We start from the raw sequence: 14,436 nt of genomic DNA on the forward strand, positions 1-14,436 counted from the left end.
TGGAACGGGGGAAGGCTCATGGACGCGCGCTTCTGCAGGGTGGGGCCTTCTCCCGCCGCGCGGGGGAAAGTGCCCGCAGGGCGGAGGGGGGGCAACCGGAGCGGGCAGTCCCGTCATGCTCACTGCCCTCCCCAGGCCTCGCCCCCGCGCCCGGGCTCCGGTCGCGCCGAGGGCAGCGAGGCCTCGCGTTCGCCGGCCGGAATGGCGTCGAGGTTGGACGTGCCCTGCGCCAGCGCCATCGCCAGCACCTGCGCCACGTCCAGCGCGGTGCGCCCGGTGCATTGCTGGATCTGTTGCCGGCAGGAGAAGCCGTTGGTGATGATCAGCGTGTCCGGGTCGGCCGCGCGGATCGCCGGCAGCAGCTCCAGTTCGCCGATCGCGAGCGAGACGTTGACCTTCTTCGCGTCGAACCCGAACGAACCTGCCATGCCGCAGCAACCGGCATCGAGGAACTCGAAGTCGAGCCCGGCCTTGGCCAGCAGCCGCTTCTCCGCATCGGTACCGATCACGGCGTGGTGGTGGCAGTGCGCGTGCACCAGCGCCTTGCGCCTGAACTGGGGTGGCGCGTAGCCGACGCGGTCGAGGTACTCGCTGAAGAGGAAGGTGTTGCGCGCGAGCCAGTGCGCGCGCTCGTCACCCGGAAAGAGATTGGGCAGTTCGTCGCGGAAGGCCGCCACGCAGGAGGGCTCCAGCCCCACCACCGGCACGCTGCGGTCGATGTGCGGCGAGAGCGCGTCGAGGATGTCGGACAGTTGCGCGCGCGCCTTGTCCAGCATGCCCTCGGCGTACAGCGGCCGGCCGCAGCACAGCGTCGCCTGCGGCACCACCACGCGGTAGCCGGCCGCCTCCAGCACGCCGACGGCATCCTTGAGCGGATCGGGATGCAGGTAGTTGTTGAAGGTGTCGGGCCACAGCAGCACCTCGGGCCCGCGCATGCGCGGAGCTTCGCGTGCAGCGAACCAGTCGCGGAAGGTCTCGCCGACGAAGCGCGGCATCGTGCGTCGCTGGGCGATGCCACCGATCGCCTTGGCCAAGTGCGAAAGCCCGGGCGTCTGCAGCACCGCGTTGGCCAGCCACGGCACGCGCGAGGCCACGCGCGCCACGTCGAAGATGCGCCCCATCGCGTAGGCCGCGCGTGGACGCAGGCGTCCCTTGTAGTGGTGGTGCATGAACTCGGCCTTGTAAGTGGCCATGTCCACGTTGACCGGGCAGTCGCTCTTGCAGCCCTTGCAGGCCAGGCACATGTCCAGCGCATCGCGCACCGGCTCGCTGCGCCAGCCGTCCTTCAACGGGTCGCCCTCGAGCATCTCGAACAAAAGGTGCGAGCGCCCGCGCGTGCACCACTTCTCCTCGTGGGTGGCGCGGTAGCTCGGGCACATCACGTTCTTGTGCTTGTTGCGGCAGTTGCCCACGCCCACGCAGCGGCGCGCGGCCTGGGCGAAGCTCATGCCGTCGGCCGGATAGGCGAAGGCGGTCTTGAGCTTCGGCGGCTGGTAGCCGGGACCGTCGCGCAGGTCGGCGTCCATCGGGTTGGGATCGACCACCTTGCCCGGGTTCATGCGCCCGCGCGGATCCCACAGCGCCTTGAACTGTCCGAACGCCTGCACCAGTTCGTCACCGAACATCTTGGGCAGGAACGAGGCACGCACCTGGCCGTCGCCGTGTTCGCCCGAGAGCGAGCCGCCGTAGGACAGCACCAGGTCGGAGGCCTCGTCCATGAAGGCGCGCCACTGCGCGACCGCCTCGGGCGTCGCGATATCGAAGGCGATGCGGCAATGGATGCAGCCGTCGCCGAAGTGGCCGTACAGCGCGCAGGTGTACTGGTACTTGGCCAGCAGCTTGCGGAAATCACGCAGGTACGGTCCGACCTTGTCCGGCGGCACCGCCGCGTCCTCCCAGCCCGGGTGGCCGTCCGGCTGGCCGGGCACGCGCGCGGTCGCGCCCAGGCCCGATTCGCGGATGGTCCACAGCATGCCTTCCTCGTCCTTGTCGTCGAACAGCTTCATGCTCGGCGGGTGGTCGTCCTGCTTCAGCGCCGCCATCAGCTTGCGTGCCTTGGCGTCGGCCTCTTCCTTGGAGTCGCCGCCGAACTCGACCATCAGCCAGCCGCCGCCCGGCGGCAGCAGGGCGCGGTCTTTCGGATGCATGTCCTTGCGCTTCATGTCGGCGATCAGCGCATCGTCGATGCCCTCCAGGCCGGTCGGGTCGAAAGCGAGGATCTGCGGCACGTGGTCGCCCGCCTCGAACACGTCGGGGTAGCCCAGTACCAGCAGCGAACGCACCGGCGGACTGGGCACCAGCCGCACCTCCGCCTCCAGGATCGTCACGCAGGTGCCCTCGGTGCCGACCAGCGCGCGCGCCACGTTGAAGCCGTTCTCGGGCAGCAGCTCGTCCAGGTTGTAGCCGGACACGCGGCGCGGGATCTTCGGGTAGCGCGCGCGGATCAGGTCGGCGTAGCGGTCGCGGATGGATTTGAGGCCCGCGTAGATCTCGCCGCGACGCCCGCCCTCGCGGATGATCTGTTCCAGCTCCTCTTCGCTGGTCGGTCCCACACGCATGCGCAGGCCGTCGTAGGTGACGATCTCCAGCGCGTGCACGTTGTCGGCGGTGCGCCCGGCCATCACCGAATGCACGCCACAGGAGTTGTTCCCGATCATGCCGCCCAGCGTGTTGTGCGCATGGGTGGAGGGGTCGGGACCGAAGGTGAGGTGGTGCTTCTCGGCCTCGTCGCGCAGGTCGTCCAGCACGCAGCCGGGCTCGATGCGCGCACGGCGCCGATCGGGATCGATCGCGACGATCTGGTTCAGGTGATAGGAAAAATCCATCACGACCGCGGTGTTGCAGCATTGCCCGGCGAGGCTGGTGCCGCCGCCGCGCGAGAGCACCGGCGCGTCGTGCTCGCGGCAGATGCGAAGGGTTTCGATCACGTCGCGGGCGTGGCGCGGCTTGACCACGCCGATCGGCACCTGGCGGTAGATCGAGCCGTCGGTGGCGTACAGCGCGCGGCTGCCGTCGTCGAAGCAGACCTCGCCCTCCAGTGCCGCGGCCAGGTCCTGGGCCAGTACGGCGGCGGCGGCGCTGGAGAAGGCGAAGCGGTTGCTGTGCGAATGGCGCACGCGCGGCGGCGCCAACGGCAGCACCGCGGCATCGCGGTGGCTGTCCTGGCGATCGCGGCCGTCGGTGGACGATGCAGCCGCCTCGGCGCCGGCGGCGTCGGGCTTGCGCGGGAACGAGGGGACGGAGCCGTGCTCTCGCTGCTTGGTCATGATGTTGCCCCTCTCCGCAAGTAACCCGGTGCCTCTCCTGGAGCGAGCAGCCTGTTTGGCCATGAAGTGTTCTGGTCGTCATGCCAGGAGTCCCTCCGCCGCGACGCGGTAACGCTCCGCGTCGCGATGCTTGAACCTCAGGCCCAATCCGGACGTGTCCGCATCGACCACCAGCGCGCCGTCGCGCAGTTCCGGCAGGCCGTCGAAGAACATCGATTCGATCCGCGCGTGGTCGTGGAAATACTCCACGTGCTCGAGGTGTCCGACCGCGCTGCATACGTGCGCGTGCAGGTGCGGCGCACAGTGGGCCGAGACCGGGATGCCGAAGCCGTGCGCCAGCGCGGCCGCATGCAGGAAGCCGCTGAAGCCGCCGCAGCGGGTGGCGTCGATCTGCAGCACGTCGACCGCGCCGGCGGCGAGCATGCGGCGGAAGTACCAGGCGTCCCAGCCGTACTCGCCGGCGGCGATGGCCATGCCCGCCGGCGCGCGATCGCGCAGCAGGCGCAGCCCTTCCAGGTCATCGGAGGACACCGGCTCCTCGAACCAGCCCACGCCTTCGTGGGCGTAGCACTCGGCCAGCGCCAGCGCCTGTTTGCGCTCATAGGCGCCGTTGCCATCGACCATCAGCTCCGGCGCCGCACCGATCGCTTCGCGGGCGGCGTGCACGCGCGCCGGGTCGTCGTCCGGGTGCGTGCCGACTTTCATCTTGACCCGCGCCATGCCCTGGCCGACCCAGCCGGCGAGTTGTTCCTGCAGGCGCTCGATCGTGTAGGAGGTGAAGCCACCGCTGCCGTACACCGGCACTGCCTCGCGTGCACGGCCCAGCAGGCGCACCACCGAAGTGCCGTGCAGGCGTGCCTTGAGATCCCACAGCGCGACGTCGACGGCGGCGATCGCCATCAAGCCGACGCCGGGGCGACCGATGTTGCGCAGGGCCCGGTTCATCGAAGCCCAGGCGCCGGGGATGTCGTCGGCATCCTGGTTGAGCAGCACGTCGCGCAGCGGATCGGCAATCACCGCACCCGCCGCGGCATGCGCATAGGTCCAGCCCAGTCCGGTATGGCCGCCGGCGGAGACCTGCGCCAGCACCATCGTGGTCGCGTCCCAGGCAATGGTGCCGTCGGCTTCCGGCGCGTCGGTCGGTACGCGATACGCATCGACCTCGATGCGTGCGATGCGGCGCGTTGCGGGAACGGTCGCGGCGGGTGAGGGCCGCGCGGCGTTCATCGCGGGCTGTGCGGCAGGATGCCGGCGAGCACCTGGCGCAGGCTCTGCTTGATGATGCCGGCCTCGTCCGGGTCGCCCTTGGCCAGCGCGGTCATGTAGTCCCTGGCCTGTTTCCAGGTGATGTGCGGCGGCAGCGGCGGCACGTCCGGGTCGCTGATGATGTCCAGCAGCACCGGGCGGTCGGCGGCGAAAGCCTGTTCCCAGGCGGTGCCCAGGTCTTCAGGGCGGTCGACGCGGATCGCCTTGAAGCCGAGCAGCTCGGCGTACTTCGCGTAGGAGAATTCCTCGACGTCCTGCGACTCGGAGAATTTCGGATCGCCGCCCAGCGCACGCTGCTCCCAGGTGACCTGGTTGAGGTCGTCGTTGTGCAGCACCATCACCACGAAGCAGGGGTTGGACCACTTCTTCCAGTACTGCTTGACGGTGATCAGCTCGGCGTTGCCGTTCATCTGCATGGCGCCATCGCCGACGATCGCCAGCACCGGCCGCTCGGGATAGGCGAACTTGGCCGCGATCGCGTAGGGCATGCCGCTGCCCATCGTGGCGAGCTTGCCCGAGAGCGAGGCCATCATGCCCTTGCGGATCTTCACGTCACGCGCGTACCAGTTGGTATGCGAACCGCAGTCGCCGCAGATGATGGTGTTGTCGGGCAGCCGCGGGGACAGCTCCCAGAAGATGCGCTGCGGATTGATCGGGTTGGCCGGCTCCATCGCCTTCGCTTCGAGGTCGCGCCACCATTTGCGCACGTTGAGCTCGATGCGTTCGCGCCAGTCCGGGTTCTCCTTCGGCCGCAGGAGCGGCAGCAGGCGCTCGAGCACCTGCGCGCTGTCGCCGATGAGGTTCACCTCGGTCGGGTAGCGCATCGACACGTTGCGCGGATCGATGTCGATCTGCACCGCGCGCGCCTGGCCTTCCTCGGGCAGGAATTCCGAATACGGGAACGTGGTGCCGACCATCAGCAGGGTGTCGCAGTCGTTCATCATGTCCCAGCTCGGCTTGGTGCCGAGCAGGCCGATCGAGCCGGTGACGAAGGGCAGGTCGTCCGGCAGCGCCGCCTTGCCGAGCAGCGCCTTGGCGATGCCGGCATCGAGCCTGTTGGCGACCGCGACCACCTCGTCGCCCGCATGCATGGCGCCGGCGCCGATCAGGATCGCCACCTTGCGACCGTCATTGAGGATGTCCGCGGCGCGCTTGATGTCGGCGTCGCTCGGCACCGGGCAGGGGTTGGCGTAGCCGATGCCGGTGTAGATGTCGTTGTGCTTGCGCGGCGGGTGCTTCACCGCCGGCAGTTCCTGGATGTCGTTGGGCACGATCACGCAGGCGACGGTGCGCCGCGCGGCGGCGATGCGGATCGCGCGGTCCATTACCTGGCGCACCTGCACGGGCGAGAACACCGTCTCTACGTAGCCGCAGACGTCCTGGAACAGCACCTGCAGGTCCACCTCCTGCTGGTAGTCGCTGCCGATCGCGCTGCGCGCGGACTGGCCGACGATCGCCAGCACCGGCATGTGGTCCATCTGCGCGTCGTACAGGCCGTTGAGCAGGTGGATCGCACCCGGTCCGGAGGTGGCCATGCACACGCCGATCTCGCCGGTGAACTTGGCATGCGCGCCGGCCATGAAGGCGGCCATTTCCTCGTGGCGCACGCGCACGTAGTCGAAGCGCTCCGCCGCGCGGCCCATCGCGCCCATGATGCCGTTGATGCCATCGCCCGGGAACCCGAAGATGCGCCGGATGCCCCAGTCGGTGAGGCGATGCAGGATGAAATCGCCGACGGTTTCGCTCATGGGTGACAAGCTCCTTGCGGGCGCGCGGCGCCGCGGATCGGGCGCAAGGGTTCGCCTCGCGCAAAAAGCGCGTGCCTGTCAGAGCTGTGGGGGTCTGGCAAGGATCGGCGGAACGGGGAACGTCAACACCGACACGCGCAAGGGATTGGACCCCGTTACCTTGCCGCGCACGCGGTCATCCGCGGGTGAAAAAGGCGCGATGCGAACGCTACGTTTGGCGCAGGTTCTTGCGGTGCGTGATGGACTCCCGCCAAGCACGCGTCAATAATGTGGCGCGGGGCTGCGAGAGGGAGTCACTCCGTAGTCCTCGGCAAGCTCGCCCCCATCCGCCTGTCGGCACCCTCCCCCGCGTTCGCGGGGGGAGGCTCAGATACGTGGCAGTCGGCACGATCCCTTCCCGCATTCGATTGGGAGGTTCGGACGCGTAGCGGTCGGCACGATCCCTTCCCCGGTTCACGGGGGAAGGTGCCCGAAGGGCGGATGGGGGAAGCCTTGCCTGGAACCACCCCCACCAGGACACCCGGCCTCAGTCGCCGTCCATCTCGTCCTCGAACCGCAGGTGCTTGACGCTGCGCCCGTTGCGCCGGACCAGCTTGAGCGCCTCGATGCCGATGCGGATGTGCGCCTCGACGTACTTCTCGGTCACGCTCCGGTCGCTGGCCTCGGTCTTGACGCCCTCGGGGATCATCGGCTGGTCGGACACCAGCAGCAACGCGCCGCAGGGAATCTTGTTGGCGAAGCCGGCCGCGAAGATGGTCGCCGTCTCCATGTCCACCGCCATGCAGCGGGTGCGGCGCAGGTAATCCTTGAACGCCTCGTCGTGTTCCCACACGCGCCGGTTGGTGGTGTAGACGGTGCCGGTCCAGTAGTCGTGGCCGAGGTCGCGGATCATCGTCGAGACCGCGCGCTGCAGCTGGAACGCCGGCAACGCCGGCACTTCCGGCAGCAGGTAGTCGCCGGAGGTGCCCTCGCCGCGGATCGCGGCGATCGGCAGCACCAGGTCGCCGAGCTGGTTCTTCTTCTTGAGCCCGCCGCACTTGCCCAGGAACAGCGCCGCGTGGGGCTGCACCGCGCTGAGCAGGTCCATCACCGTGGCGGCGTTGGGGCTGCCCATGCCGAAGTTGATCAGGGTGATGCCGTCGGCAGTGGCGTTGGGCATCGGCCGGTCGCGGCCCTGCACTTCCACGCCGTGCCACTGGGCAAAGAGATCCACATACAGGCCGAAATTGGTCAGCAGGATGTGCTGGCCGAACTGTTCCAGCGGCGTGCCGGTATAGCGCGGCAGCCAGTTGGAGACGATCGCTTGCTTGTCTTTCATCGGGTATCCGAAGGGAAACGCACCGCGGTCGCGATGCGCGCGCCGGCGACGCCACGCCGGCAGGAGCCATTCGAGTGCCGGCATTCTACGGGCGAGCCCCCCTTGCCGTCACTCAAGCGACCGCGAAGGCGGCCGATAACCTCGCTGGAAACCGTGCCGCATGACCCAGGTCGCAGTATTGACGCGCGTGTTATGTTCGGCCCGTCATTGACCAGGGGGATGACACATGCGGATGGGGCTGGCTATCGACGCGTCCTGCGACCTGCCGCAGGCGTTCCTCGAGCAACACAACATCGCGGTGATGCCGGTGATCGTGAAGCTCGACGGCAGCGTCTTCAAGGACGACCGCAACCAGGAAGAGATCGACCGCTTCCTCTACATGAAGCTGGCCGGCACCCACGCGGCCGAGACCGAGCCCTGCTCGGTCGAGGACGTGCAGCGGATGTTCCTGGACAAGCTGGTGCTGGAGCAGGACTGCGTGTTCTGCCTGACCATCACCGCCACGCGCAGCCCGATCCACGAGCATGTGCTCAAGGCCAGCTTCGCGATCCTGAAGAACTACCGCGAGGTGCGCGAGCGCGCCGGCGTGCCGGGACCGTTCCTGATGCGCGTGGTCGACACGCGCAATGTGTTTGCCGGCGAAGGGCCGGCGGTATTCGAGGCCACCCGGCTGATCGCCGCCGGCGAGGCGCCGCCCGCGATCCGCGAGCGGCTGGGTTTCATCGCCAACCACACCTACGCCTACATGCTGCCGCGCGACCTGCACCACCTGCGCAGCCGTACCCGCAAGCGCGGCGACCGCAGCGTCAGCCTGTTCAGCGCGGTGGTCGGCACGGCGCTGGACATCAAGCCGCTGCTGCGCTGCCACCGCGGCGAGACCGGCCCGGTCGGCAAGGTGCGCGGCTTCGAGCACGGCGCCGAGATGCTCTTCGCCTATGCCGCCCGCCGCGTGCGCGCCGGCCTGATGGTGCCGGTGATGTGCGTCAGCTATGGCGGCAACCTGGCCGAGCTGGCCAAGCTGCCCGGCTACGACACCCTGCGCCAGGTCTGCGAGGAAACCGGCGTGACCCTGCTGGAAGCGCCGATGAGCATCACCGGCATGGTCAACGTGGGCGAGGGCGCGGTGACGCTCGGCTTCGCCGCCGAGGAACACGAGCCGGATTTCTAGGCAGTCGCGCGGCTGATCTCGCACGCCCTGCCCGTTCCCGCCGGTAAAAGGACTGGCGCGAGGGGCCGCTCCGCTCCGCTCCCTCCCCTGCCAGGGAGGGTTGGAATAAGGGTGAGGCCATGGCGTTCGGCGCCCTCTCCCCTGCGGGGAGAGGGCTGGGGTGAGGGGCCGGGGCTTGCGGGAAACCGCATACAGGGCGGCACTCTCTGTCCGATACCCGGCAACGCGGTTTCCACACCGGGTCATCGGCACGGCCCTACAATCGGCCCATGCGCCGCCCGCCCCTCCCCGTCCTGCTGGGTCTTGGCCTGCTTGCCACCGGGCTGGCGTGGTGCAGCCGCGCGGCGGCCACCACCATCTACGAATGCACCACCGCCGACGGCCGGGTGATCTACCAGGACACGCCCTGTGGTGCCGGCCAGCAACAGCGCACGATGCAGGTCGCCGATGCCCCCACGGCGCCACGCCCGCCGGCCGCGCCCGCCCCGGCGGCGCCGCCCCGGCCGGCCGCCTTGCCGCCGGCTCGCGGTCCGTCCGCGCCGCTCCCGGTGATGTACGCCTGCGTGCGCGCCACCGACGGCAAGACCTACCTCAGCGACAACGGCAACCCGCCGCCCTACCAGGCGCCCTACGGCGTGCTGGGTGCCGAACAGCTCCCGCTGTCGGAGGTCTACGGCCCCGATCGCGGCGCGGCCGGCATATCCGCGCCGGAGGCCAACCGCGGGCGCGTCAGCTCCGGTCTCGTGGCGAACAACTACGTATGGGTGCAGGACCAGTGCCGCGAGCTTGACGTGGAGGAAACCTGCCAGGCCCTGCGGGACGCCTACGAGCAGAACGAGCACAAGCTCGACAACGCCTTCAGGAGCCAGCGCCCGCCGCTGGAGAAGCGCGAGGGGCAGCTGCAGGCGCAACTGACGAACTGCGGCGACTAGTCCCCGGAACCGGTTACCTGCAGGAGCCCGCTTACGGGTGATGCGCCGTCTGGCGCACGAGGGCAGCAGCACCGCCCGCAAACGGGCACCTGCCGTGGCGGTTGGCTCAGAAGCCGAAGCTGAGGAACCCGCCGTCCACCGCCAACACCTGCCCGGTGATGTAACCGGCGGCCGGCAGGCACAGGAAGGCCACCGCGGCGGCCACTTCCTCCGGCTCGCCGATGCGCTTGAGCGGCGTGCGCTCGAGTACTTCTTCCAGATAGTCGGCGTCGGCCAGTGCCGGTTCCGAGCGCTGCGTGCGGATGTACCAGGGTGCCACCGCGTTGACGCGGATGCCGTCCACCGCCCACTCCACCGCCAGGTTGCGGGTGAGCTGGTGCAGCGCGGCCTTGCTCATGCCGTAGGGCGAGCCGGTGCGCACGTGCACCACGCCGGAGACGGAGCCCACGTTCACGATCGCCGCGTTGCCGTGCTCGGCCAGGTGCGGGTGCGCCAGCCGGCACATCTCGAAGGCGCTGAACAGGTTCTGTTCGAAGATCGCGCGGTAGTCGGCGCTGTCGTAGGCCAGCGTGGCGTCCGGTGCGTTGCCGCCGGCGTTGTTGACCAGCAGCGAGACCGGCGCGTCGATGTCCGCGATCCAGTCGAAGACCGCCAGCCGCTCCTCGTCCTCGGCCAGGTCGGCGGCGAAGGCGAGCACCTCGCGACCGGGCAGGTCCTCGGCAAGCTCGGCGCGGATCTGTTCCAGGTGTACCTCGTCGCGGGCCACCAGCAGCAGGTCTGCACCCAGTCCACCGAGCTCGCGCGCCACGGCCAGGCCGATGCCCTTGCTGGCGCCGGTGATCAGGGCGGTGTGGCCGGTGAGCTGCCAGGCGTCGGTGCGCGGGTTCATGGGCGCAGAGCTTAGCCGATGCGCTTGCCGCGATCGCGCGGCGGCGGGACACTGCCCACCGGGTCGACCAGGGGAACCGCCATGAAGCTGCTGCTGCCACTCGCCTGCCTGCTTGCGCTGGCCGGCTGCTCGAACAAGGCGCCCGAACCGCAGGCCACCGCCGCGGCCGGGCGCGTGGCCACGCCGTGGGACGACATGAAGAAGGACGAACAGAAGGCCAGCGACGTGCAGAAGGTGCTCGACGACCAGGCCAAGGCGCAGCAGAAGGCGCTGGACGAAGCCGAGCAGTAATCACCCGCCTGAGTGCGCTATCGAAGTCGCAGCGCCCCCGCTATCGAATCCTTCCCCCGCGAACGCGGGGGAAGGTGCCGACAGGCGGATGGGGGCGCTCTTGGCGGGATGCACGGTCTAGCCTTTCGCAAGGGCTCCCCCCATCCGCCCTGCGGGCACCTTCCCCCGTAAACGGAGGAAGGAACAGCTTCAGCGCGGCGCGCAGAAGCAGTAGGCGTAGACGTTGGGCCGGCCGGCCTGCGCGTGGCCCAGCAGCTTGAGCTCGGGGGCCAGCTGCGGCAGTTCCGCCAGCCATGAGGGCAGGCGCAGGCCGTAGCCCCGGGCCACCTGCACCATCGCGCTCTGGTTCATGCCCACCAGGAACTGCTCGAAGCCGCCCAGCGGGGCCTCGACGTAATGCACGCGGTAGCCCTTGCCCAGCTTCGCCAGCGCGGCGGCCTCGTCGAGTGCGGCATCGAGGCCGCCGAGCCGGTCGATCAGCCCACGCTCGAGCGCCTGGCGCCCCGTCCACACGCGGCCCTGGGCGATCGCGTCGATCGCCTCGAAGCTCTTGCCGCGTGCATTGGCGACCTTGCCCACGAAGTCCCGGTAGCCCTTGTTGATGATCGCCTGGATCACCTGCCCCGCCTGCGGATCGAGCGGCCGGGTGATGTCGAACGCGCCGGCCATCGGACCGGTGCCCACGCCGTCGCTGTGGATGCCGATCTTCTCCAGCGTGCCGGGCACCGCGTAGTACATGCCGAAGATACCGATCGAGCCGGTGATGGTGTTCGGATCGGCATAGATGCGATCGGCGTTCATCGCGATCCAGTAGCCGCCGCTCGCGGCCACGTTGCCCATCGAGACCACGACCGGGATGCCGGCCTTGCGGGTCAGCTCCACCTCGCGGCGGATCTGCTCGGCGGCGTAGACCTCGCCGCCGGGCGAGTTGATCCGGAGCACCAGCGCCTTGGTCCGGCGGTCCTGTCGCGCGGCGCGGATCAGTGCCGCAGTCGAGTCACCGCCAATGCTGCCCTGCGGCTGCCGGCCGCCGACGATCTCGCCCTCGGCCACGACCACCGCCACGCCGGACGCGAACGGGCTGTCGTGCCCGAGGTTGGCGACGTAGCGCGACAGGTCGACCTGGCGGAAACCTTCCTGCGGCTTGTCGCCGGCCGGCACGCCGGCCTTGCGCATCATCGCGTCGAGTTCGGCGCGGGTGGCGGTGCCATCGACCAGGTGCTCGTCCCTGGCCAATTGGGCAAGATCGCCCTGGGTGCGCTCGATGGCCTGCGGCAGGTTGTCGATGTCGGCGCGGAAGGTGGCCGGTTCCAGGCCCCGCAACTTCGCCACCTCGCCGATGTATTCGTCCCACAGTCCGCCCATCCAGAAGCGGTCGGCCGCCTTGGAGTCGTCCGAGGCGTGGTCCAGGATGTAGGGCTCGGCGGCGCTCTTGTAGCGGCCGACGCGGAACAGGTGCACGTCCACGCCGAGCTTGTCGAGCAGGTCCTTGTAGAACAGCCGGTAGCTGGCCAGGCCGGTAATCATTACCCCGCCCTGCGGATCGAGCAGGATGCGGTCGGCGTGCGCGGCCAGGTAGTACTGGCCCTGGTCGAAGTTCACGCCCCACACGATCACTGGCTTGCCGGTGGCGCGGAAGCGGTCCAGCGCCGCACCGACCTCGCGCAGGCTGGCGAAGCCGCCGCCCTTGAGCTCGTCCGGCAAGAGCAGGATGCGGCTGATCCGCTTGTCCGTGGCCGCAGCGTCGATGGCGCCGACCAGGTCGCGCATCTGCACCTGCTTGGGCGGCTCGCCCGAGAGACTTTCCAGCGCGCGCTGCAGCGGCTCGATGCTGTACTGCTCGACCAGTTCGCCCTTCGGCTGCAACACCAGCACGCTGTCGTCCTTGATGGTGTGCGCCAGGCGGCTGCCCGCCGTCACGCCGACCAGCAGCAACAGCACGAAGAACAGCAGCACGAAGAACACCAGGTTGAGGATCACCAGCCGCACCACGTTGAAGCCGCGGCCGATCACGCAGAGGAAGGCCCAGAATCCGTTCGGGCGGCGCAGGGGCGGCGGGGTGCTCATGGCGGTTGTCGCTGATGCTAGAGATGATCGTTGAGCGTAACCGCTTGGGAGCGCACCGTCATGGTGTCTTCCGGGGGAGTCGCCTGCCAGCGGTGCCGCCAGGCGCTGCGCCAGAAGCGCGCGAACAGCAGCACCGCCGCCACGCTCAGGCCGGCGATCAGCCCCATCCACATGCCGCGCGCGCCGTAACTCTGGCGGAACGCAAGCCACCAGCCCACCGGCATGCCCACGCCCCAGTAGGCGAACAGGGTGATCGCCATCGGCACGCGGGTGTCCTTCAGGCCCCTGAGCGCGCCGTTGGAGGCCACCTGGATGCCGTCGGAGAACTGGAACAGGCCGGCGAGCACCAGGAGCTGTGCGGCCAGCGCGATGACCGTGGCGTTGCCGGTGTAGAGCGAGGCGATCGCGTGTGGCAGGCCCAGCATCACCCCGGCCGACACCAGCTGGGTCACCAGCGCCAGGCCGATGCCGCAGAAGCCGGCGTAGCGCACGCCGCGCGCATCGTCGCGGCCCACCGCATTGCCGACCCGCACGGTGATCGCCATGGCCACGCCCAGCGGGATCATGAAGAACACCGACGCCACGTTGATCGCCACCTGGTGGCTGGCCACCACGTCCTCACCCATCGTGCCGATCAGCAGCGCGGTGGCGACGAAGAGGCCGGCCTCGGCCAGCAGCGTCACCGCCATCGGCAGGCCGATGTGCAGCAGCGCGCCGATGCGCTGCCAGTTCGGCCACTCGAAGTGCGCGAACAGGTCGAGCCCGCGGTAGTTGCGGTGGTACAGCACGTAGATGAGGAAACCCAGCATTTCCAGCCACAGCACCAGCGCGGTGGCGATGCCGCAGCCGCGCGCACCCTGCGGCGGCAGGCCCAGCTTGCCGAACATGAATACGTAGCCCAGCGGCGCCAGGACGGCCAGGCCGCCGAGGCTGAACATCATCGAGGGTCGCGTCAGCGACAGGCCTTCGGACAGCCCGCGCAGGGTGAAGTAGCAGGCCAGCGCCGGCGCACCCCAGCTGATCGCATGCAGGAATGCGTTGACGTCGTGGCGCAGGCTGGGCGTCACGCCGATCAGGTTGACCAGCGGTTCGGCGTGGCGCACGCCGAACCACAGCAGCGCGCCGAGGATCACTGCCAGCCACAGCGCCTGGCGAAAGACCGCGCCCACCTCGTGGCGCCGGTTCGCGCCGTCGAGCTGCGCCACCGACGGCGGCACCGCCATCATCACGCCGATGCCGCTGACGATCGCCAGCGACCATACGCTGGTGCCGACCGCCACCGCGCCGAGCACGTGCGCGCTGAAGTGCCCCGACAGCAACGCGTCGACCACGTTGGTGCCGACCGCCGCCAGCTGCGCGAGCACCAGCGGCAGGGCCAGGCGCACGGTGGCGCCGACCTCGTGCACGACACGCGCGCGATCGATGGTCTTCATGGGCTCGAGGGGTCCGGTAAGGGCGGGCCATTCTAGCCCAGCCGACGGGGCTGCCCGG

Annotated in this window: 10 protein-coding genes; 3 read left to right on the forward strand and 7 right to left on the reverse strand. The window is 69.4% G+C overall.

Annotation, left to right across the window (positions count from 1 at the left end):
- Window positions 1–119 precede the first annotated feature (119 nt).
- From ACFWZU_RS11175 to ACFWZU_RS11190, 4 genes are all read right to left on the reverse strand, one after another.
- Window positions 120–3,266, reverse strand: a complete 3,147-nt coding sequence (locus tag ACFWZU_RS11175) for an FAD-binding and (Fe-S)-binding domain-containing protein (protein WP_439701588.1) — start codon at window positions 3,264–3,266, stop codon at window positions 120–122.
- 78 nt (window positions 3,267–3,344) lie between these two features.
- Complete coding sequence (locus ACFWZU_RS11180) at window positions 3,345–4,493, reverse strand: enolase C-terminal domain-like protein (protein ID WP_439701589.1); 1,149 nt, start codon at window positions 4,491–4,493, stop codon at window positions 3,345–3,347.
- Window positions 4,490–6,280 carry a thiamine pyrophosphate-requiring protein gene (locus ACFWZU_RS11185; RefSeq protein ID WP_439701590.1) on the reverse strand — a complete coding sequence of 597 codons (1,791 nt, stop codon included), beginning with the start codon at window positions 6,278–6,280 and terminating at the stop codon, window positions 4,490–4,492. The genes ACFWZU_RS11180 and ACFWZU_RS11185 overlap by 4 nt, the downstream gene beginning before the upstream one ends.
- Window positions 6,281–6,806: 526 nt before the next feature.
- Window positions 6,807–7,598: an AMP nucleosidase gene (locus ACFWZU_RS11190; RefSeq protein ID WP_439701591.1), complete on the reverse strand. Its 792-nt coding sequence runs from the start codon at window positions 7,596–7,598 to the stop codon at window positions 6,807–6,809.
- 226 nt (window positions 7,599–7,824) lie between these two features.
- Here ACFWZU_RS11190 and ACFWZU_RS11195 point away from each other — a divergent pair, with 226 nt between their 5' ends.
- Entirely contained in the window at window positions 7,825–8,766 is a 942-nt protein-coding gene (locus tag ACFWZU_RS11195; protein ID WP_439701592.1) for a DegV family protein, read from the forward strand.
- Between the two features lie 269 nt (window positions 8,767–9,035).
- Window positions 9,036–9,698, forward strand: a complete 663-nt coding sequence (locus ACFWZU_RS11200) for a DUF4124 domain-containing protein (protein ID WP_439701593.1) — start codon at window positions 9,036–9,038, stop codon at window positions 9,696–9,698.
- A 106-nt stretch (window positions 9,699–9,804) separates the two neighbouring features.
- Here the strand turns inward: ACFWZU_RS11200 and ACFWZU_RS11205 are convergent, their stop codons facing one another.
- Window positions 9,805–10,587, reverse strand: coding sequence for an SDR family oxidoreductase (locus ACFWZU_RS11205; protein ID WP_439701594.1), 783 nt, complete (start codon window positions 10,585–10,587; stop codon window positions 9,805–9,807).
- 81 nt (window positions 10,588–10,668) lie between these two features.
- On the opposite strand from ACFWZU_RS11205, the gene ACFWZU_RS11210 reads away from it, so the two are divergent.
- Complete coding sequence (locus ACFWZU_RS11210) at window positions 10,669–10,878, forward strand: hypothetical protein (RefSeq protein WP_439701595.1); 210 nt, start codon at window positions 10,669–10,671, stop codon at window positions 10,876–10,878.
- 189 nt (window positions 10,879–11,067) lie between these two features.
- On the opposite strand, the gene sppA is transcribed toward ACFWZU_RS11210, so the two are convergent.
- Complete coding sequence (gene sppA / locus ACFWZU_RS11215) at window positions 11,068–12,945, reverse strand: signal peptide peptidase SppA (RefSeq protein WP_439701596.1); 1,878 nt, start codon at window positions 12,943–12,945, stop codon at window positions 11,068–11,070.
- Window positions 12,946–12,962: 17 nt separating this feature from the next.
- Window positions 12,963–14,378, reverse strand: a complete 1,416-nt coding sequence (locus tag ACFWZU_RS11220; RefSeq protein ID WP_439701597.1) for an MATE family efflux transporter — start codon at window positions 14,376–14,378, stop codon at window positions 12,963–12,965.
- Window positions 14,379–14,436: the final 58 nt, after the last annotated feature.

It is taken from the genome of Frateuria sp. GZRR33, from assembly GCF_051900425.1.
In the GTDB taxonomy this organism is placed as follows: domain Bacteria; phylum Pseudomonadota; class Gammaproteobacteria; order Xanthomonadales; family Rhodanobacteraceae; genus Frateuria_A.

Coding starts and splice junctions, on each gene's coding strand:
- ACFWZU_RS11175 (WP_439701588.1), bottom strand. CDS start 3,266: ATGACCAAGCAGCGAGAGCACGGCTCCGTCCCCTCGTTCCCGCGCAAG.
- ACFWZU_RS11180 (WP_439701589.1), bottom strand. CDS start 4,493: ATGAACGCCGCGCGGCCCTCACCCGCCGCGACCGTTCCCGCAACGCGC.
- ACFWZU_RS11185 (WP_439701590.1), bottom strand. CDS start 6,280: ATGAGCGAAACCGTCGGCGATTTCATCCTGCATCGCCTCACCGACTGG.
- ACFWZU_RS11190 (WP_439701591.1), bottom strand. CDS start 7,598: ATGAAAGACAAGCAAGCGATCGTCTCCAACTGGCTGCCGCGCTATACC.
- ACFWZU_RS11195 (WP_439701592.1), top strand. CDS start 7,825: ATGCGGATGGGGCTGGCTATCGACGCGTCCTGCGACCTGCCGCAGGCG.
- ACFWZU_RS11200 (WP_439701593.1), top strand. CDS start 9,036: ATGCGCCGCCCGCCCCTCCCCGTCCTGCTGGGTCTTGGCCTGCTTGCC.
- ACFWZU_RS11205 (WP_439701594.1), bottom strand. CDS start 10,587: ATGAACCCGCGCACCGACGCCTGGCAGCTCACCGGCCACACCGCCCTG.
- ACFWZU_RS11210 (WP_439701595.1), top strand. CDS start 10,669: ATGAAGCTGCTGCTGCCACTCGCCTGCCTGCTTGCGCTGGCCGGCTGC.
- sppA (WP_439701596.1), bottom strand. CDS start 12,945: ATGAGCACCCCGCCGCCCCTGCGCCGCCCGAACGGATTCTGGGCCTTC.
- ACFWZU_RS11220 (WP_439701597.1), bottom strand. CDS start 14,378: ATGAAGACCATCGATCGCGCGCGTGTCGTGCACGAGGTCGGCGCCACC.